The 19,215-nt window shown below is 38.2% G+C and carries 14 protein-coding genes; 7 read left to right on the top strand and 7 right to left on the bottom strand.

The window, feature by feature from the left end; genetic code table 11:
- Positions 1-161: 161 nt before the first annotated feature.
- Positions 162-2,003, bottom strand: a complete 1,842-nt coding sequence (gene ispG, locus ACT29I_RS11845) for a (E)-4-hydroxy-3-methylbut-2-enyl-diphosphate synthase (protein WP_430931837.1) — start codon at positions 2,001-2,003, stop codon at positions 162-164.
- Positions 2,004-2,906: 903 nt separating this feature from the next.
- Between ispG and ACT29I_RS11840 the strand changes: the two genes are divergently transcribed.
- The 7 genes from ACT29I_RS11840 to gldA all read left to right on the top strand — a co-directional run bounded on the left by ACT29I_RS11840 (position 2,907) and on the right by gldA (position 12,166).
- A complete protein-coding gene (locus ACT29I_RS11840; protein WP_430931836.1) occupies positions 2,907-3,887 on the top strand; it encodes an MBL fold metallo-hydrolase in 981 nt (326 codons plus the stop codon).
- Between the two features lie 38 nt (positions 3,888-3,925).
- A complete protein-coding gene (locus ACT29I_RS11835; protein ID WP_444793551.1) occupies positions 3,926-5,143 on the top strand; it encodes an Lcl C-terminal domain-containing protein in 1,218 nt (405 codons plus the stop codon).
- Positions 5,144-5,146: 3 nt separating this feature from the next.
- Positions 5,147-6,196, top strand: coding sequence for a sensor histidine kinase (locus ACT29I_RS11830; protein ID WP_444793550.1), 1,050 nt, complete (start codon positions 5,147-5,149; stop codon positions 6,194-6,196).
- A complete protein-coding gene (locus ACT29I_RS11825; protein WP_430931833.1) occupies positions 6,189-6,902 on the top strand; it encodes a LytR/AlgR family response regulator transcription factor in 714 nt (237 codons plus the stop codon). The genes ACT29I_RS11830 and ACT29I_RS11825 overlap by 8 nt, the downstream gene beginning before the upstream one ends.
- Positions 6,903-7,051: 149 nt before the next feature.
- Complete coding sequence (locus ACT29I_RS11820; protein WP_444793549.1) at positions 7,052-8,407, top strand: hypothetical protein; 1,356 nt, start codon at positions 7,052-7,054, stop codon at positions 8,405-8,407.
- 72 nt (positions 8,408-8,479) lie between these two features.
- Complete coding sequence (locus tag ACT29I_RS11815; RefSeq protein WP_444793548.1) at positions 8,480-11,194, top strand: sulfatase-like hydrolase/transferase; 2,715 nt, start codon at positions 8,480-8,482, stop codon at positions 11,192-11,194.
- Between the two features lie 60 nt (positions 11,195-11,254).
- The gene (gldA, locus tag ACT29I_RS11810) at positions 11,255-12,166 is read left to right on the top strand and encodes a gliding motility-associated ABC transporter ATP-binding subunit GldA (RefSeq protein WP_430931830.1); all 912 of its coding nucleotides are present in this window, start codon (positions 11,255-11,257) and stop codon (positions 12,164-12,166) included.
- 88 nt (positions 12,167-12,254) lie between these two features.
- On the opposite strand, the gene pdxH is transcribed toward gldA, so the two are convergent.
- From pdxH to ACT29I_RS11780, 6 genes are all read right to left on the bottom strand, one after another.
- Entirely contained in the window at positions 12,255-12,887 is a 633-nt protein-coding gene (gene pdxH, locus ACT29I_RS11805) for a pyridoxamine 5'-phosphate oxidase (RefSeq protein WP_444793547.1), read from the bottom strand.
- A gap of 48 nt (positions 12,888-12,935) precedes the next feature.
- The gene (locus ACT29I_RS11800) at positions 12,936-15,209 is read right to left on the bottom strand and encodes a patatin-like phospholipase family protein (protein WP_444793546.1); all 2,274 of its coding nucleotides are present in this window, start codon (positions 15,207-15,209) and stop codon (positions 12,936-12,938) included.
- Positions 15,210-15,219: 10 nt separating this feature from the next.
- Entirely contained in the window at positions 15,220-15,957 is a 738-nt protein-coding gene (locus tag ACT29I_RS11795; protein WP_430931827.1) for a TylF/MycF/NovP-related O-methyltransferase, read from the bottom strand.
- A 232-nt stretch (positions 15,958-16,189) separates the two neighbouring features.
- Positions 16,190-17,470, bottom strand: a complete 1,281-nt coding sequence (locus tag ACT29I_RS11790; RefSeq protein ID WP_430931826.1) for a hypothetical protein — start codon at positions 17,468-17,470, stop codon at positions 16,190-16,192.
- The gene (locus ACT29I_RS11785; protein WP_444793545.1) at positions 17,454-18,020 is read right to left on the bottom strand and encodes an RNA polymerase sigma factor; all 567 of its coding nucleotides are present in this window, start codon (positions 18,018-18,020) and stop codon (positions 17,454-17,456) included. The genes ACT29I_RS11790 and ACT29I_RS11785 overlap by 17 nt, the downstream gene beginning before the upstream one ends.
- Before the next feature lie 20 nt (positions 18,021-18,040).
- Positions 18,041-18,838 (bottom strand): hypothetical protein, encoded by a 798-nt coding sequence (locus ACT29I_RS11780; RefSeq protein WP_430931824.1) that lies wholly within the window; start codon positions 18,836-18,838, stop codon positions 18,041-18,043.
- Between the last annotated feature and the right edge of the window lie 377 nt (positions 18,839-19,215).

Raw genomic sequence — 19,215 nt, 5'->3', positions numbered from 1 at the left:
AATAATGGGGTTTATCTTGAGTTTTGCAATTTAGAAAAACATAATCAACCGTGCAAAAAAAGATACAACACTATTTGTTAAAATACACTATTTTCGTTTAACACATGATGAATTATACACTTTTTACTATCAACAAACATAAAACGCTTAACTCAGTAGCTCTAAACGGGCTCCGTCCAGTCTCCATTTTGTTTAATAAGTTGTATTAGTTCGTCGACTGCTTCTGTTTCTTCTACATTTTTTTTAACCACCTCACGCTGATGGTATAAAGTAATTTTACCGGGACCCGATCCCACATAGCCGTAATCCGCATCTGCCATTTCGCCCGGACCATTGACAATGCACCCCATAACGGCTATTTTCAACCCTTTTAAATGTGCCGTTTGGGATTTCACCTTGGCAGTAGTCTCCTGCAAGCCAAACAAAGTTCTTCCGCATCCCGGACATGAAATATAATCAGGTTTTTCAAAGCGTACCCTCGCCGCCTGCAATATAGAATATGCTGTTTTATTCACCATTCCGGGTTCTGCTTCTTCGTTGTAATCAATCCAAATACCATCTCCAAAGCCGTCCAACAACAAGGGACCAAAATCGCAGGAGGCCATAAGCTGGCTATGATTATTAAACAACTCCCGGTATTTTTTATAGATAACAACGGGACACTTTATTTCATGCGCCGTTAACATCAAAAATGCAGCTCTTTGCTCAGCGATACTATTATTATTGTTCGTTTTTAAAACAAGCACAACGTTTTGGTAAGATTTTAACTCACTTAATAATTCAGGGTTAAAATCCGAATAAACAACAGTTACAAATACCAGCTCTGTTTTTATCTCTTTTAAACTACTTATTTGATGAACATCTAAAAGAGGAAAACAACTTATCTTATCGTTTAATTTTTTCCACCTTTCTAATTCAACAATATTGGCTTTTGAATTACTACCATTTGCCGAAAAAATATAATCCGGGCAGTCTGTCAATGTTTTTTCTTTACCAACAACAACGGGAACATGGTTACCTCCAATATTTTTAACCGCATTTGATTCCCTTTTTACATATTTAAAAGGAAAATACTGCGCATCCAATACAGGCGTTATCAAATCGTGATTTGATTTTTCATGAGTATAGGCAATCAGGTCATTGGCCACCGGAATTTCATTTTCAGGGTCTTCGGTAAGCGAGACCCGGATGGTATCCCCAATCCCATCAGCCAGCAAAGTGCCTATTCCTACCGCGGAACGAATTCTTCCATCCTCACCTTCACCCGCTTCGGTAACACCCAAATGCAATGGATAATTCATCCCTTCTTCATGCATTTTCTGAACCAATAGCCTAACCGTGTGAACCATGATTCGGGCATTACTAGCCTTAATACTTAAAACAATATGATGAAAATCCTCACTTTGACAGATCCGCAAGAACTCCAAACATGATTCCACCATTCCCATGGGCGTATCGCCATACCTGCTCATAATCCTATCGGACAAAGAACCATGGTTTGTTCCAATTCGAATAGCTGTATTTTTTTGCTTGCAGATATTCAACAGTGGGATGAGCTTCTTTTTCACCAGTTCCAATTCTTCGTAATACGTTTCGTTGGTGTAATCAATGGATTCAAACTTTTTGGCACCATCCACAAAGTTTCCCGGATTGATCCTCACCTTTTCGATATGCTGTGCCGCAATATTGGCGGCATTTGGGTTAAAATGAATATCAGCCACCAAGGGGCCATTATAACCTTGCTGCTTTAATTCCTTATTGATAAACTCAAGATTATTCGCTTCGCGCTGTCCTTGTGTTGTCATGCGAACCATCTGCCCCCCGGCATCAAATATTTTTTTTATCTGCTTAACCGTGGCTTCGGTATCGTTGGTATTGGTTGTAGTCATGGATTGAACTACAATAGGGTTGTCTCCTCCCAAACGTAAATTACCTATCTGTACTTCAGAAGTTTTATATCTCGAGTAATTAAATATGTCGATGCAATAATCGGAACTGCTCATTATTATGCAATTTTAGAACTTCACAAAAGTAAGGTTTTCGATTGATAAATTTAAATGTACTCCTGCAACCAACTATGATACCACCCTACTCCACATTGCAAGGTCGCTACTCGTCAATATGATGTTGCTACCTAGGTATGGGACTTTGCTACTGAATGATATATCTGTGCTACGGATAAATATGCCCTTGCTACAAGCAAATGAAGGTGTGCTACTCACGCAAATACAGTGCTACTACCACTTTTTTAAGGGGGTGCTAATTTTCATTAAAATACCCCTTGGGCGAAACCCCACAAACTTTTTTAAACCCGGATTATGCATTGGAACTTCGTCGTGAACTTTGAAAGTGCAATAAAACAAGGCTTTACTGAAACGAGGCATCGCATCGTTATGGTGAGTTGAAGTGAAGCAGCGGAGTGTCTTGTTTTGAAACAATTTCAATGTGTAATAGATTTTCTAATGCATATTGCGGGTTAAAACATCCTTCAAAAATGATAGGCCGACAAATAGTAAGAAAGAGAGTCTGTACAATCCGGCAAAAAATCCAGCCGTTTTATAAGTACCATTCTAGCTTCACGCCAAATTACAAGCTGTCTCAAAATACCCGTACTTATATAAACCACTGGCAGGTATGTATTGTTATAAAAATTGAATTGATGAAAGTGAAAGAATACCATTTTGATACTCGTTAACAATTCTTCAGCAAGAGATCTTCGTTATATGCCCCTAAACAACAGGAAATGTTTACCTCACGAGAATAATAATCCCACGAAGTTTTAATTATTAAAATCCATTGCAAATCCCTGTTTGTTGATAAAATCCCCTCAAACGTCAATTACACTTTTTATTTGTTCACAAAAGTACGTTGTTTGTTTAAGAAACAGGAAACTTAAAAATAAAACGATGAAGTACTTTATAACTTTCATGTTGGCCATTTTAATGATATTTCATTTGAATGCCCAAAATACAACAAACTCCAAAACGAAAGCAGCGAATACCGCACCCCATTCGATTTATCCAAAGGGAGCAATAGATAATATCGAATTGAGCGTTACGATTATTGGCTCAGGTAATCCTCAATATAATATCGATCGTTCCGGACCATCGGCCTTAGTGCAGCATAACGGAGTGAAATTTCTTGTGGACATGGGAAATGGGACCAGAGCACAATTGGAGCAGCTGGGATTCACCAGAAGAAACAGTCCGGATGCGCTTTTGATAACCCATCATCATTTAGATCATAACGAGGAGTTTATACCAATGGTTCATCAGAAATACATGTCTCCCGGAGAATTTTTAGTAGCCGGCCCTGCTCCCATAAAAGAGATGACAGATTATGTGACGAAGTTTTACAAAGAAGACCTTGAATATCGAAGAAGCAATAAAGGACAGACTTTTGATACAAACAACACCAAGGCAACAGTAAAAGAGCTGGCAGGCGAAAATACATTCAGCTTTAAGGATGTAACAATCTCTACCATCCAGGTTCCACATTCTATTTATACACTCGCTTATCGTTTTGATGCCAACGGAAAATCAATTGTCATTTCAGGAGATCTTTCATACACCCCAAACCTGGCAAAGTTGGCCTTGGATGCCGATATACTGGTGCTCGACTGTCAAATTATTCGGGAAGGAGCAAGCCAAAACAGGCGAGCAAGAAATAAAAAAGGAAATAGCGCCCATGCCAGCATAGAAGAAGGCGCCAAGATGGCAGCGGAGGCCGGAGTAAAGACCCTTGTGATTACACATCTTTCGGGTGCGGCCATTGACGAAGAAGCTACCAAAGCAAAGATTGCCGAACAATTTAAAGGTAAAATAATTATTGCAGAAGACTTTTTAACCGTTTCAAGCGATGGAGAAGTTTTTACGCTTCAACAGTAAACAATGAAAACCGTAAATTATATAAAGGGGGATAAAAAATGAGAAGAAAAATATTCACACTAATCATGGTGCTTACTTCCGGTTTTTTGCAGATAAATGCACAAACTACATCGGCAGTTGGCCAATATAAAATAGTCGATACTCAACAACAAAAGTGCTATAACAACGAGGCGGAGATTAGTTCCCCGGCAAAAGGAAATGCATTTTACGGACAGGATGCACAGTTTGATGGTAATCAAGCCTCTTATACCGATAATGGTGATGGAACAATTACTGACAACGTCACCGGTTTAATGTGGCAAAAAGGTTTCGAGGCCATGAGTTATGACGAAGCCATAGAGAAAGTGAAAGCGTTTAACCTGGCAAATCACACCGATTGGCGTATTCCGAGTATTAAAGAAGCTTATTCGTTAATGCTTTTTAGCGGCGTTGATGCCAGTAGTCGTCAAATGTATGAAGTGCCTAAAAGTGCAAAACCATTTGTGGATACCCATTATTTCGATTTTGAATATGGGGCAAACGGCGACCGGATTATCGATACACAAATGATGTCATCAACCGTATATAAAGGAAAAACCATGGGAGGTAATTCAACGGTTTTTGGCGTTAACCTGGCTGATGGAAGAATAAAAGGTTATCCTATTTCCACTCCTCGCGGAGATAAGAAACATACCATTCGTTTTGTAAGGGGTAATGTTAATTATGGACTAAATAGTTTCAAGGATAATTACGATGGTACAGTATCCGATTTGGCTACCAGCTTGATGTGGCAGAAAAATGATAGTGAAAAGGGTATGAATTGGGAAGAAGCATTGGCTTGGGTAGAACAAAAGAACGCGGAAAATTATCTGGGGCACGACGATTGGCGATTACCAAATGCCAAGGAGTTGCATAGTTTGTTAGATTATACAAATGCGCCTCAGTTCAATCATCAAGCTGCTATTAATTCTATATTTGCAATCAGTGAAATAAAGGATGAAGCCAATTCAAGTAATTATCCATTTTTCTGGTCATCGACAACACTCGTTGGACAACGAGGAGGACAACAGGCTATTTACATGTGTTTTGGTGAAGCTTTGGGTTTCATGAAAAACCGTCGTACAAATGAAACTACTTTAATGGATGTGCACGGTGCAGGTGCCCAACGAAGTGACCCAAAAGTTGGAGATCCCAATGACTATCCACAAGGGCACGGTCCTCAGGGCGATGTGATACGAATTAATAATTATGTACGAATGGTGCGTGATTTTAAATAAGATATGCTTAAGAACAAGAGAGAAAATATAGCCTATTTAATTATCTGGTCCATTGTAATTGCGCTTCCCGTATATACCTTGCAAGGAGGACGGGAATTTAGCCAGGTGAGAGTTTATATGGAATGGATTCGTCTAATCCCTTTTCTCTTGATTTTTGTGATCAACAATAGCATTCTTGTTCCTCAATTATTGCATAAAAAACGGACACTATACTATTTGATTTTAGTTACCTTGCTTGTTACGTGTGTCACTTTAGCAAGTCCCTTGTTAAAGTTTCTACAAAACGTAGTGTTTGATTCGTTTGAACAAGTGCAGAGAACTGCTCCCCGCAGGGCATTGGCCAGGTCTTCTGAATACAAAATGGCCACCAATATATTAATTTCCTTTCTGGTCATTGGGTTTAATAATGCCATTAAACTTTTAATCCAAAGGGAAGAAGAAGAAAAGCTTCGAGAGCAAAAGGACAAAATTCATTTGCAAACAGAACTATCCTTTTTGAGGAATCAAATTAGTCCTCATTTCTTTATGAATACCTTGAATAATATTCATGCTTTAATAAGTTTCGATACAGGTCAGGCTCAAAAATCAGTGATCCAATTATCCACCTTGATGAGGCACCTGCTCAATGACTCTCAAACGGGGACATCAACCATTAAAGAGGAGTTTGAATTTATTAAGTCATACATCAACTTGATGCGAATTCGTTTTTACGACAATGTAAAAATCACCCTTCATCTTGATGTAGAACAAAATAACAGGACTATTCCTTCTCTGCTTTTTACTTCATTGGTAGAAAATGCCTTTAAATATGGCATCGACGACACCAAAGAATCCTTTGTAACTGTAACGGCTAATATCAAAAACGACGAACTATTTTTTGAGATATCCAATAGCAAAGCGGAGGTGCAGCATGAAGAAGAAACAACTGGATTAGGGCTTATTAATTTAGAAAAACAGTTAGCATTGCTCTATGGTGATCATTACAATTTAGACATTATTGAAACTGAAAAGACATACTGTGTTAACCTGAAAATACCTTTGAACAATGATTAAATGCATAGCAATTGATGACGAACCCTTAGCCATGAGGCAAATCGAAGCATATATCAAAGAAACGTTATTCCTGGATTTGGTGGGGACTTTTAGAAATGCCATGGATGCTTTAAATTTTTTAAACAGTCATCCCGTTGATTTAATGTTTGTTGATATTCAAATGCCTAAGTTAAACGGATTAGATCTTGTTAAATCGTTGACACATCAACCTCAGATAATTTTCATAACAGCCTATAGTCAATATGCTATTGATGGTTTTAAATTAGATGCTTTAGATTATTTGTTAAAACCATTAGACTATCCTTCGTTTTTAAAAGCAGCTAATAAAGCATTGACTCATTTCAAATTACTTGAGAATAAAGAGGAGCATCTAAGTTCAGGACCAAATCATATTTTTATTAAATCAGAATACAAAGTAGTTCGAATAGAGTTAGATAATATTATTTATATAGAAGGAAACAGAGGATACTTGCGCTTTTTTATGGAGCATGGAAAACCCGTAATGACTTTATTAAGCATGAAAAAAATCGAAGAGAAATTGCCCCCTTCCAGGTTTATCAGAGTTCATCGCTCCTACATTGTAAATCTCGAAAAAATAACGATGCTTGAACGTTCTCAAATTATTTTTGAAGATGTTCGTATACCTGTAAGTGAGCAATATAAAGAAAAATTGCAAGGGTATATTGATGATAATTTTGTGCTCTAGCTGTATCATTTTGAAAAACTAAAAATGATACTGGCATAAACAACCTTTATATTCAAGTTAACCTTTTTAATCGATTAATAATTTAAATATGAGATACATATTTACAACCATTCCAGTGCTTTCTTTTATTAATCAATAAAAAATATATCATGAAGAATCTAATATTTCTTATAATTTTCAGTTCGATAGCAGTATGTACTCTAGCTCAAAAGCAACATACAAAAGCAGTTACTACTAATTCTTATTTAAATGTCCCTGCCGAAGGCGTTCTGAGCAGCGGACTAATCCCCGATATGAATGCCTTTACAGCAGAAGGAGCACCCATTAAGGTCAGAGAATTGTGTAAGGGGAAATATACCGTTCTTGCTGCGGGATGTTTATCTTGTCCACTTTTTCACCAAAACTACCCTCAAATAGAAGCAGCCTTTGCCGATTACAAGGATAAAGGCGTTCAGTTTTTTTACTTCTACAAATCCTTAAGGCATCCCGAACTTGATGGTTATGTGCAAGCCCAAAATATATCAGAGCGTTTACTTCAGTTGGCAGAAGCACGGAAGAAATTGGGAACCAAAGCGCCATGGATTGCTGACACTATGGAAGACGATATCCGTATTGGATTACGCTCAGGCTCCTGGTCTGTTTACCTTATTTCGCCCGAAGGAGCGGTTGTGTACGCTTCAGGCAGAATTGACGGACAGGCCCTGCGTGACGCTTTGTCGAAAGCTGTAGGGCCCGTCGCGACACCAACCAAGACAATCGACCTTAATCTACCAGTAATCTCCAGACCTGGAAAGTTAGTCAATGAAGACTCAGAATGGGGCGTAGCTCGTCCTGAGGGTTTATCAATACTAAGCATAGTTCCCGCCTCCCCTGAAGAAACCTACTATGTAAAGTTGCGTGCCGAAGCAGACGATGCCCTCCTGACTACCGGAACAGGAAGGCTTTTTCTGGGATTTTACCCCGATCCCATTCACGATGCGCACTGGAACAACCTCACTCCACCAATGAAATATAAACTTACGTTGACAGAAGGGGTGACTGCTACTCCTGCAGAAGCTTCAGCCAAAAAAGGCAAAGGAGATAGTGATACGAAACCACGCCAGTTTTGGGTGGATATTACTTCCGAAAAACCATTTGAGGAGATTAAGTTAGAGTTAGATTATTTTGGATGTACATCAGAAATGTGTTTGCCTTTAGCTCACGAGTACACCATACGAATGGAAGATGAGAACCGTGGTTCCAGAACCTATGGAATGAATAAAGGTAACAGGAATAATAAAAGGAAACCACAAGGAGGAAATGACCGTATGAAACGTTTGGATACCAATCAGGATGGTTTAGTTTCCTTCGAAGAATTGTATACTCAAATGAAGAAACGACAAGGTGATAGGCTCACCAAAGAAAGAGCCAAACAGAATTTTGATAAAATGGATTCAGATAACAATGGTTTTATTTCTTCGAGTGAACTTACAAATGCATCTCAAAAGTTCAACAATAAAAGATAAGTCATAGTAAGAATAACCCATTAAACTATTGTAGTTTATGGTAGTATATCTCATTTATTTTAATCTAAAACTATGCATAAATTATTCATCACCATAATTATTTTGTTCACGCTATTGGTTAGTAAAATATGCCAGGCAAATGAGCGGCCTAATATACTTTTAATCATTGCTGATGACATGGGTGTTGATGCCCTCAATGGTTATGATATTGGCACAATTTTGCCCAATACGCCTCATATAGATGAATTACGCAATGCAGGAGTAACGTTCACCAATGCATGGGCTTGTCCAGCATGTGCACCAACCAGAGCCTCCATGCTAACAGGTAAATATGGTGCAAATAGTGGGATTAATACAGTACCCGGAATTTTAGGAACGGATCAAAAATCTATTTTTAAGGAAATTAACGAGCTTACGGATAAAGCCTACGAAACATGTGTCATCGGAAAATGGCACAATGCTCGTCCTAAAGACATTGATCATCCCTATTTGCATGGCGCTGATGATTTTATGGGGGTAAATGGTGCAGGTGTTGATGATTATTTTAATTGGACAAAAGTTGAAAATAAAGATACATCAGCTTGTACGGATTACACCACATCATATTTTACGGATTATGCTGCGCAATGGATTAAAGAACAGACAAAACCCTGGTTTATGTGGTTTGCACATGTTGCTCCCCATACGCCTTTTCATGTGCCGCCAAGTGACTTGTATACTTCCGAAGATGTGAATTCAAACCTGCAGAAATTTATAGCCATGATAGAAGCTATGGATCACGAAATTGGACGTCTATTAGATTCTATCCCTCAAACAGAACTAGACAACACCGTCATTATGTTTGTAGGTGATAATGGCACAGCTGGCAATATCTTGCAAGGCTACCCATCTCCCAAAGGGAAAAATACCGTTTATCAAGGAGGTATTCATGTGCCATTGATTGTTTCCGGGAATGGCGTAAGTCGACAAAACGAAACAGAGGATGCGATGATTAACGTAAGCGACTTTTATGCAACCATTGCGCAAATAGCAGAACCCGATGCATATCCTACAAATCAAGTAAACGACAGTTATAGTTTTAAGCACCTGTTAAGCAATAGTTCAGAACCAAAACGAACTTATAATTACATGGAACTGGGGGCTAACCAAACCGTTTCAACGGATGTATATACAATAAGGAATGCGCAATACAAAATTATTTATGATGTAAAAGGAAATAAAGAATTTTTCGATTTAAGCGCTGACCCGTATGAAACGAACAACTTATTATTAAGTGAATTAACTACGGATCAACTGAGTGCGAAATTGGATTTAGAGCAACAAATGTTAGCCATAAATGGGATATCATTTGAGGATGAAGATTCGGATGATGGCACGAGTATTCCAACAAATAAATATAACATAGTAGATACGGGAGTAAGCGATTTTTACGATAATAATTCTATTATTTCAACCCCGGTTAGTGGTGAGCCATTTTGCGGTCAGGATGCACATTATAGTGGCAATCAACCCTCTTACACCAACAATGGAGATGGTACGATTACGGATAATGTAACCGGATTGATGTGGGAACAGGACATGGGAGAAAAGATATCCTATGCGGATGCATTTGTGAAAGCAAAAAATTCAACCCTGGGCGGTTATAGTGACTGGCGGGTACCTACCATCAAAGAATTGTATTCATTGGCTCAGTTTACGGGTCGATGTTTTGGTGATAATGCAGTAGATTTATTTATTGATACCGATTATTTCAATCATCCCATTGGGGATACGTCTATTGGCGAACGTGAAATTGATGCCCAAACATGGTCGAGTACGCAGTATACTGGTTTAATTATGAGAGGTGACACGGCTGTATTTGGTTATAATTTTGTGGATGGACGTTTAAAAGGTTATCCAAAATATGTGAAGTCTACAGGAGAGGCAAATACCATGTATTTTAGAATGGTAAGGGGTAATGAGGATTATGGTATTAATAATTTTGTGGATAATGGAGATGGCACCATAACGGATTTAGCAACAGGCTTAATGTGGCAGCAAGGAGATGATGGAACTGCTCGAAACTGGGAAGATGCCCTACAATATTGCGAAGACTTAACACATGGTGGACATTCGGATTGGCGATTACCCAATGCCAAAGAACTGCATAGTATTTTGGATTACACACGTTGTCCTGATGTGACCAATTCGCCAGCTATAGATCCTCTGTTTTCTTGTTCATCATTTAATAATCCGGATGGAGATGCCAACTATGGGTACTATTGGACCAGCTCACCCTTGATGGATGGCCCTACGCCATATACAGATGCTGTTTATATGTGTTTTGGAGAAGCGCAAGGTCAAATGTCCTTCCCCCCCACCAATGTAGCGGCTATATACGATACCCATGGAGCAGGAGCCTCAAGAAACGATCCCAAAGAAATGGGAAGTGACACTTATCCAGACTACTTTGGACCTCAGGGTGACATTCGCTATGTAAATAATTACGTGAGAGCAGTAAGGAATACTGATGAAAAGGATGATGATAGTTCAGTAGGTGATGAAGCATCGATTGATTTTAGTGCTTACCCAAATCCTACAGAAGGATGTTTTAACATAGAGTTAGAACGAAATTATGCTTTGCTAAAAGTGGAGATTATAAATATAGCGGGCAAAACGCTAAGCAATTATACATTTAATAACCAAAATCATTTGAGTATTAATATGGTTGGACCCAAAGGAATCTACTTTGTTCGAATACAAGCTTCTAACGGTGATACAGTTGTAATTAAAGTCATTAAAGAATAAGGATATTTTGAATTGTAATAGGTATTCCATTAACTTTACCCGTCCAATTAAAATACAAGCATGTCTATATCAGTATCGCAAGTAACAAGGGAGTTTGGAACTCAAAAAGCCCTAAATAACGTATCGTTTGAAATTGCCTCGGGTGAGGTGGTAGGATTTTTAGGACCTAATGGAGCCGGCAAATCTACCATGATGAAGATTATTACCGGATACCTTCCACAAACAACAGGCAAGGTAATGGTTTGCGGACTGGATGTTACTGATAACACATTGGAGTATAGGACCAAGATTGGATACCTACCCGAACACAACCCGCTTTACTTAGATATGTATGTGAAGGAGTATTTGACGCACATTGCAGGTATTTATAAGCTTGGCAAGAACACCAAAAAACGGGTAGAAGAAATTATAGATATGACGGGTCTCTCCCCTGAAAGAACCAAAAGAATTTCAGCTTTATCGAAAGGTTATCGCCAAAGGGTAGGATTGGCCCAGGCACTTTTACCTGATCCTGAAGTTCTTATCCTGGACGAACCGACTACTGGACTAGATCCCAATCAAATTATAGAAGTTAGGGATCTGATAAAGAAAGTGGGCCAACAAAAAACAGTCATGTTGTCCACCCATATCATGCAAGAGGTTCAGGCCATATGCGAAAGGGTAATCATCATTAACAAAGGAAATATTGTTGCCAACGAAAAAGCCAGCGACCTGACCAATACTTCATTAAAAAACAACTTTGAGTTTACCTGTGAATTCTTAAACCCTGTTGAAAAAAGCATTTTCGATAACATCGAAGGTTTAATTGAGATTAAAAACCTGACCGTCAATAAATATCATATCTCCGCATCCTCAGATATCAGGCCGGAAATTTTTGACTGCGCAGTAGCCAATAACCAAAAAATTATCACACTCACACAAGACCAAAAAAGTATGGAAGATGTGTTTAGGGAGTTGACGAAGGTAAAGTAACATCGCACATTGGTCAACATTGCTTTGCCATTACAAATGGGAGCGAGGCATTTACAGCTTACAAACAGTCGCACCCCTAACCCGTTAATTAGGGTGCCAACCTTTCTCTGACCCACTCGTCCTTTATCAATCGATACCTGATTCTATCGTGCAAGCGCCCCGGCCGTCCCTGCCAAAATTCAATTTCGGCAGGTAACAAAGCATATCCGCCCCAATTCACAGGCCTTTTTATTTCCTGGGCTTTGGCTTCCTTAAACCAATGCTCCAACTGTTCTCTACTTTCCACCACCCGGCTCTGAGGAGAGGCGATTGCACTCACCTGGCTATCAAAAGGGCGTGAGTTGAAGTAAGCTTCACTTTCAACTTCAGATATTTTTTCAACCACACCAGTTACTCTAATTTGACGTTCGAGACCCGGCCAAAAAAAGTTGACCGCGGCATTGTTGTTTTCTTTTAAATCGCTTCCTTTTTTACTGTTGTAATTGGTAAAAAACCACAGACCTCCATTTTTATCTATATTTTTAAGAAGCACCATACGCGAAGAAGGCATACCACTTCCCGAAACAGTTGATAAAGTCATAGCCGTAGGCTCGAGCTCTCGTTTACCGATAGCTTCACTTAGCCATGCTTTAATCTGGTTAATTGGGTCAACGTCTAACTGATTGGCTAATAATTTTTTCCTGGTATAATCACTCCTTATATGTGATAGATCTCTTTTCATGACTATTTGTTAGATAAGCGTTAAACAAGATATCCCCTTAAAAGTTTATCAGAACGGGAACCCTACGGTAAAATGATATCGGCTTTTGTTGTGCAAACTCGACCTGCCATAGCCAAACTCAATGGGCCCAATGATGGAATTATAAGCAAAAATTAAATTTACCCCAAAAACCACGCCTTCCGAAACAAGGCTTTGAACAGGGATAAAACTCAGGTTTTCAAATTCGTTTCTGTAATCCATGGCTCCGCCTGATAGCTTGGCGTAAAAATTATTAAAAGCCTGGTATTGAAGATTGATGTATCCCATTACAAATTGCCGGGCCGAAACTTCTTTCGAAATCATTCCCGGAAAAGGGATATCTCCACTGCGCGAAGTCGATTCTAATCCCCCTAAATAAAAACTTTGAGCGCTGCCTAATCGCTCTGTAGCCCCACCTGCAGCCAATGAATATGCAATGTTAAACCTGGAATTTACAGGTATAATATGTTCAAAGGTTACCTTAGCTTTCAGATAGCTTTCTTTCGGAATATCCAAAAGATCATCGAAAGTAACATATGAACTATCGGAGCCCTTATATATGGTACCAAACCCCAGTGGATGTGCCAACCGGATATCCAGCTTGCTCCCTTTAGTGGCAAAAAACTGGTCGTTAAAAGAATTCCTGTTGTAATTCAAGGTCAACCCCCACCAATTATTACCTAACTTATCCACATCATCCGTGAACAGGTCTAAAAGACCTTTCCCGGAATTACTCAACTGCCTTCTGAAATAAACACCTCCCCTGACAATACTCTTGGTATTGGGTGCATAAAAAAAACCGCCTTCCACATTCAGGTAATTTTGTTTTATTCTGCCAACTTCATCACCATCATCGGCAAAGAAAGGCACAGAATTAAATTCCCACCTGGTTTTAAGATAATTACCCATCTTCTGTCTCTGGCCTCTGTAATCCAAAAACTCGGCATTAAATATGGGATACTCCGAAAAGTTAAGGCTCATGGCAAATTTAGATCCCTTTATTAACTTATTTCGGAACGCCACATTAAAAATGGCACCGGCCTTATAAATATTATCATATTGGACCGAGAAATTATATTTGCTTCTATAGGCTTCTTTAGGCAGGAGGGTAAGCACATAGCCGGTTTTTCCTTGCGCGAGGGTATAGTTAATGTTTTGCACATATCGGGTTCCCATAAGTTGATGCAGGCCACTGTTAATTTCATCCTTTGTATACCACTTGCCTTTTTCAAGTCCGGATTTCCCCAGAACAAAGGTCTTATCCAAATATTTAAGCTCTCCTACCTTAATGTCCTCAATATAAATCTTATCCAGCAATTCTGGCTTCGACACCGGTTTCTTCGGGTACAGACTCAGAAAGTCTGCAAGCGAAGCCAGTTCGTCATACCGCTCTCTGGCAGCAATTTCCCCCAACTCAATAATGGCTTCACCATCAAAAAAACTGGCCGAACTGTAACCCGTCAAATCGGGTGCAATAAGAATATCAGTTTCTTTCAATGAATTTATTGCTTCATAATTGCTTCTAATCATGGCAGAGCCCATCAGGATATCTCCTATCGACTTAAAATCATCGAAATTCGGTTTTTCCCGGAAACCAACGTTGACCGTGATAATAATATCGGCTCCCATTTCGCGACAGGTAACCACCGGGATATTATCCAAAACACCTCCATCAACCAATAACATGGTATCTAATCGCACCGGCGAAAAAACTGATGGTATGGCCATACTGGCGCGCATTGCTGTCACCAGGTTGCCCGACTCGAAAACATATGGTTCTCCTGATATTAAATCGGATGCCACGCAGCGGAAAGGAATTTCGAAATCGTCAAAATCTTCGACTCCGGCTACATGCCAGGTCAGATAGTTCATTTGCTCGGAAATACCTTGCCCCTCAACAACGGCACTAGGTAATTTCGGCCCTTTGGGGGTAAGGTCAAACTGAAATAGAAATCGATTGTAATCATGCTTTTCCTCGGGTACGACTTCCGATAAGGGGATCCTATCGCTCAGCATGGTGTTCCAGTCCATCAAACGAATGATTGAATCCAGTTCGTGCGCGGAATAACCTATCGCATATAACCCCCCCATGATACTTCCCATGCTGGTTCCCGCAATATAGTCTGGTCTGATATTCAGTTCCTCCAAAACCTTTAACACACCAATATGCGCCATCCCTTTTGCTCCGCCACCACTCAGGACAAGGCCTATCTTCGGCCTATCATCCTCCGTAAAAACCTCCTGGGCAAATGCGGCAACAGCTGTAAAAACGATAATGGTAATGAGGCTAACTGATTTAAGCATGGTTATCGTTTTATGATTTGTTTTTGGTCAGCAAAACAGATCCATACATATCATATAGCTCCACAAATTGTTCGGGCACCGTTAGTTCAAAATCGTCAACAGCCTTTCTAACTCCCTCCCAGTTATGGTTATAATCGTGTATCAAAATAGAACCCCCTGGAGATAACCTTGGATAAAAAAACTGCAATCCGTCCAGTGTCGATTGATATAAATCAGCATCCAAGTGCACAAAGGAAAACACATTGTTTTCCAAACCCTTGGCCGTGTCAGGAAAAATCCCCTCCCTTATATCTATCTGATGATTTCCCTTGATATATTTCTCGACTTCATCTTTACTGGTTTGTTCAAAATTTACCGTCTGTGGCCGCACTGTTCCATCGCAATCTTCTCTGATTACCTGGGTAGGCAAACCGGAAAAACTATCAAACAAATACAACCTTCTATCCGGCATTAAATGGTGAATAATTTTTGCCGTTTCTCCTTTAAAAACACCTACTTCAGCTATGTCTCCATCAATTTTCTTGTTTTTTAATCCCTCCAAAACAAACCAAAAACTATAAAAACGGTTTCGGTCCTTAAACTTACGCTCCGTTTGTACGATGACTTTAGGTACTTTTTTCTTTTTTACCAACTCTAACCACTGGTAAGGTTTAAAAAGTTTAAAATTCCAGAAACTCCAGAAATAGCTAATCGCTAGCCATGCCACAATATTAATTATTAACAGGTTAAGATATAATATGAAATTCATTTAACTATAATATTTTATACTGAGTACAAAATATCAAAAATTGGCGTGCAAATACATGATAACCTTAAAATAATACGAATAAAATTAAAGTTCCCTCAATTTTTTGCGGTAAATAACCATTTAGAATATAGTAACTTCTTCGATAACCCGACAAAACAAATAGAATTATTTACAACAATTCATTCCTATGCCGTCTGAACCAAAAAATAGCACCTGGTATAAAGCCGATCGGTTAATCCTTATTTTTATTCAGTTTGTACACCAGATTAACGTTTGCTCCCCATCCGGAATTTTTGACTTTGAGGTAACTGTACTTTTGCAGTGGCATTGAATAATAAGGATGAGCAGCAATACTCCACCTATCGTTCATGTGATAAGTATATTTAAATCCTAAGCGAAGTTTTGCAAACAAATGACTATTTTCACCTGCATCAATCTTCTTTTCTGTCTCCACATTGGGTTTATTGGTTATATCAAGAATATGAGTGTATTTCTCGCTCAGAAAAATACGCGACAGTGCAGATAATGAGACATCTAAACTATGATTATCATTTGATAGTACTTGATAGTTAATCCCTATTGGTATATCCAAATAATTCCATTTATGGCTATCTACAACCGTTGTATCAGAAACAAGTTGTAAATAGGATGTATCAGGTTTTTCTATGATTTGACTGTACCACAATGCTTCTTTCTTACTTCCTGAATTAAGACCGAAATTAATACCTCCGTGAATACTCATTTGCTGGCTAATCTTCCCTGACAAACCTATTCCTACTGATTTAGAGAGACCTTTAATTCCATTTATGTTACTTTCCGTTTCCAATGATGATGACATATAAATCCGGTCTGGTCCGGTAAATTTTTCGTAGGCATCCTGTTTAAAACTGATAGTAGGCCAATTGATATGAAAGGTTTTCTTGTGTTTAGTTTTCTTTCTCTCACTTAAAAAATCATCTTGATGAAGTGGCAGACTATCTTGTAACAGTATATATAGAATATTTGAATACGATGGAATAGATGGCAATTTTTGCAATAAATCACCTTCCTTTTCATACATACTTTTATTTCCACTTTCCTTATTTTGAGTGTCTATAAAAACATACCTCTTTGTAATCATTGGTTCATAAAAGCCACTTTCTTTTTTTGCATAAACCTCAGACATTCTTGATTCCATTGCTCTCCGGACACTCTGATGATAATGAATGGAATCATTTTCTTTTAATTGATGAATTTCATGCTTTAAACGCTCTAGCTCTTCTGTTACATAATTGTTATCGTTTGTATGTCTTATACCACCGTAATCCCTCCAAAAATAATAAACTACCACCATAAATATTATTCCCGAAGCAAAACCTAAAAACCAGGGTTTATAGATTAAAGGAACCGGTGTTACATGACTATTCAGTCTTGCATTCAGTTTGTTCCAGGCCTCAGGATTATAGGCCGGCTCATAACCATCAAGATTATGCTTGATCATATCTGTTAAACGATCTTCACCTGGCCTGCTCATAATAATAATCATTTATAAGTTCACGTAATTTTTGCTTAGCACGGGTAAGGTTAGAGCGTGATGTACTCGCTGTAATATTTAACTTTTCGGCAATTTCTTCATGATTAAATCCCTCAATAACATATAAGTTAAAAACCATTCTGTACATAGGAGTTAAACTTTGCATTAACGCAATAATTTCTTCGGCTTCAATGGCCTTAAAATCAAATTTAGCTTGATCAACAACTTCAATTTGTTCGAGCAATACAAGATGGTTTTGATTTACTTTGGAACGATAACTATCAATAGCAGTGTTAATAATAATCCTACGAAACCATGGTTTGAAGCTTTCGACATTGGAGCATTGTCCCTTTTTTGTGAACCATTTAAAAAATGCGTCATTACATATCTCTTCTGCCTCAATGCGTGATTTAGAATAGCGCAAAGCAATGCTCATCGCATACCCATAATAGATACGATAAAGATGCTCCTGGGCGTTTTTATTACCCTTGGAGCATCTTTTAAGTAGTTTTTTTAACTTTTTTATATCTGAGCTTTCGTATAAAGGCACCTTATAGTAAATGGATTTGTTTACTCTTTTATTTGTTCTATTTCCTTTATCTTAATGGCTATTACATTTTCATCGGTAATAAAATCACAAGTATGGCCTCCTCCAATGTCATCAATAGACAAATATTGCAACTTCACTTTTACCAAGTCATCAACTTTGGCTTCATAGGTTATTTCTTCATCAATTTCTACAGGTATAAAATACTGTATCGAATCGCTTGAAGCACTCTTTAACCATTTGTTATTCCATTTACCAATCTCACTACATTCTGCATCTACAACTTTAAGTTCGTAGTTATAATAGTGAATGTAAGTTTGTGGTTCCTCAAAAGGCACAACCACTTCTTCCTCATATCCTTTTACTACAAAGTGATTATCCGTATTGGTAGTATTTACTACATCAAAGTATAAGTTTTCATCAGTCAATAAATCCTCTGGTATATTTAAATCGTCCAGACTTATATATAATGAGTCTTCAACATTTCTCGTACCATCATCATCACTAGTTAAATGGTAAATATCCAATCTAATCATCTTATTTTCTTCTTCGGTTCCAACCTCACCATTCCATGTAACAGAAAATTCATGCGATTTATTACCTCCAACATATTCAATGTTGGAAAAAAGATAGTTGTCATATACTCCTACATTGGTTAAAGTAAAATCTACAGCATTTACATTTGCTGCAGTTGGTGGGGTAGTGGCAAACTTTAACTGCGAATCTATTTCAGGCTCCGGATTATTATTATCGTCATTATTGTTACATGCCAAAAGTCCAAATAACAAAATTAAGCCTACGTATGATATATTATTTTTCATAAGTCTAAAAATTAGTAAACCTTAAAAATCAGAACAAACTACTATTCCATGTCCAATTACACCGGTTTGATGTGTTCATATTTTGTTGTTAGAAGAAAATGAAACTCGCCATATCCTTGCTGTCCCCTAGAAAAACAAACACTAATATGCTGAATTATCAACTCATGTTAAATTGATTGTACCCCCCAAGACGTAGTTATTAACTTAAATGCTGCGTGAGTTGGTAAAAAAAATGAAACAAAAACAACAAACACATATATCCAACTCGTTACCTGCGCCTTAAGAAGAACTCACTCCATTAAAAAACTTGAGACTTATTTTCAAACGTTTCAATTATAGCTCTATTTCTCCGCTTTCGTTTATTTTGTTTTACTTTG

Origin of the sequence: Saccharicrinis sp. GN24d3 (assembly GCF_052400645.1) — a bacterium.
Lineage (GTDB): Bacteria > Bacteroidota > Bacteroidia > Bacteroidales > Marinilabiliaceae > Saccharicrinis.
The sequence above is the reverse complement of the archived record's forward strand: the minus strand, read 5'-3'. Positions and strand labels throughout refer to the sequence as shown.

Bases quoted from the DNA above. Each gene is read 5' to 3' on its own strand.
- pdxH (WP_444793547.1), bottom strand. From the start codon at position 12,887: ATGAAAAGAGATCTATCACATATAAGGAGTGATTATACCAGGAAAAAA.
- ACT29I_RS11835 (WP_444793551.1), top strand. From the start codon at position 3,926: ATGAGAAGAAAAATATTCACACTAATCATGGTGCTTACTTCCGGTTTT.
- gldA (WP_430931830.1), top strand. From the start codon at position 11,255: ATGTCTATATCAGTATCGCAAGTAACAAGGGAGTTTGGAACTCAAAAA.
- ispG (WP_430931837.1), bottom strand. From the start codon at position 2,003: ATGAGCAGTTCCGATTATTGCATCGACATATTTAATTACTCGAGATAT.
- ACT29I_RS11795 (WP_430931827.1), bottom strand. From the start codon at position 15,957: ATGAATTTCATATTATATCTTAACCTGTTAATAATTAATATTGTGGCA.
- ACT29I_RS11780 (WP_430931824.1), bottom strand. From the start codon at position 18,838: ATGAAAAATAATATATCATACGTAGGCTTAATTTTGTTATTTGGACTT.
- ACT29I_RS11820 (WP_444793549.1), top strand. From the start codon at position 7,052: ATGAAGAATCTAATATTTCTTATAATTTTCAGTTCGATAGCAGTATGT.
- ACT29I_RS11790 (WP_430931826.1), bottom strand. From the start codon at position 17,470: ATGAGCAGGCCAGGTGAAGATCGTTTAACAGATATGATCAAGCATAAT.
- ACT29I_RS11840 (WP_430931836.1), top strand. From the start codon at position 2,907: ATGAAGTACTTTATAACTTTCATGTTGGCCATTTTAATGATATTTCAT.
- ACT29I_RS11800 (WP_444793546.1), bottom strand. From the start codon at position 15,209: ATGCTTAAATCAGTTAGCCTCATTACCATTATCGTTTTTACAGCTGTT.
- ACT29I_RS11825 (WP_430931833.1), top strand. From the start codon at position 6,189: ATGATTAAATGCATAGCAATTGATGACGAACCCTTAGCCATGAGGCAA.
- ACT29I_RS11815 (WP_444793548.1), top strand. From the start codon at position 8,480: ATGCATAAATTATTCATCACCATAATTATTTTGTTCACGCTATTGGTT.
- ACT29I_RS11830 (WP_444793550.1), top strand. From the start codon at position 5,147: ATGCTTAAGAACAAGAGAGAAAATATAGCCTATTTAATTATCTGGTCC.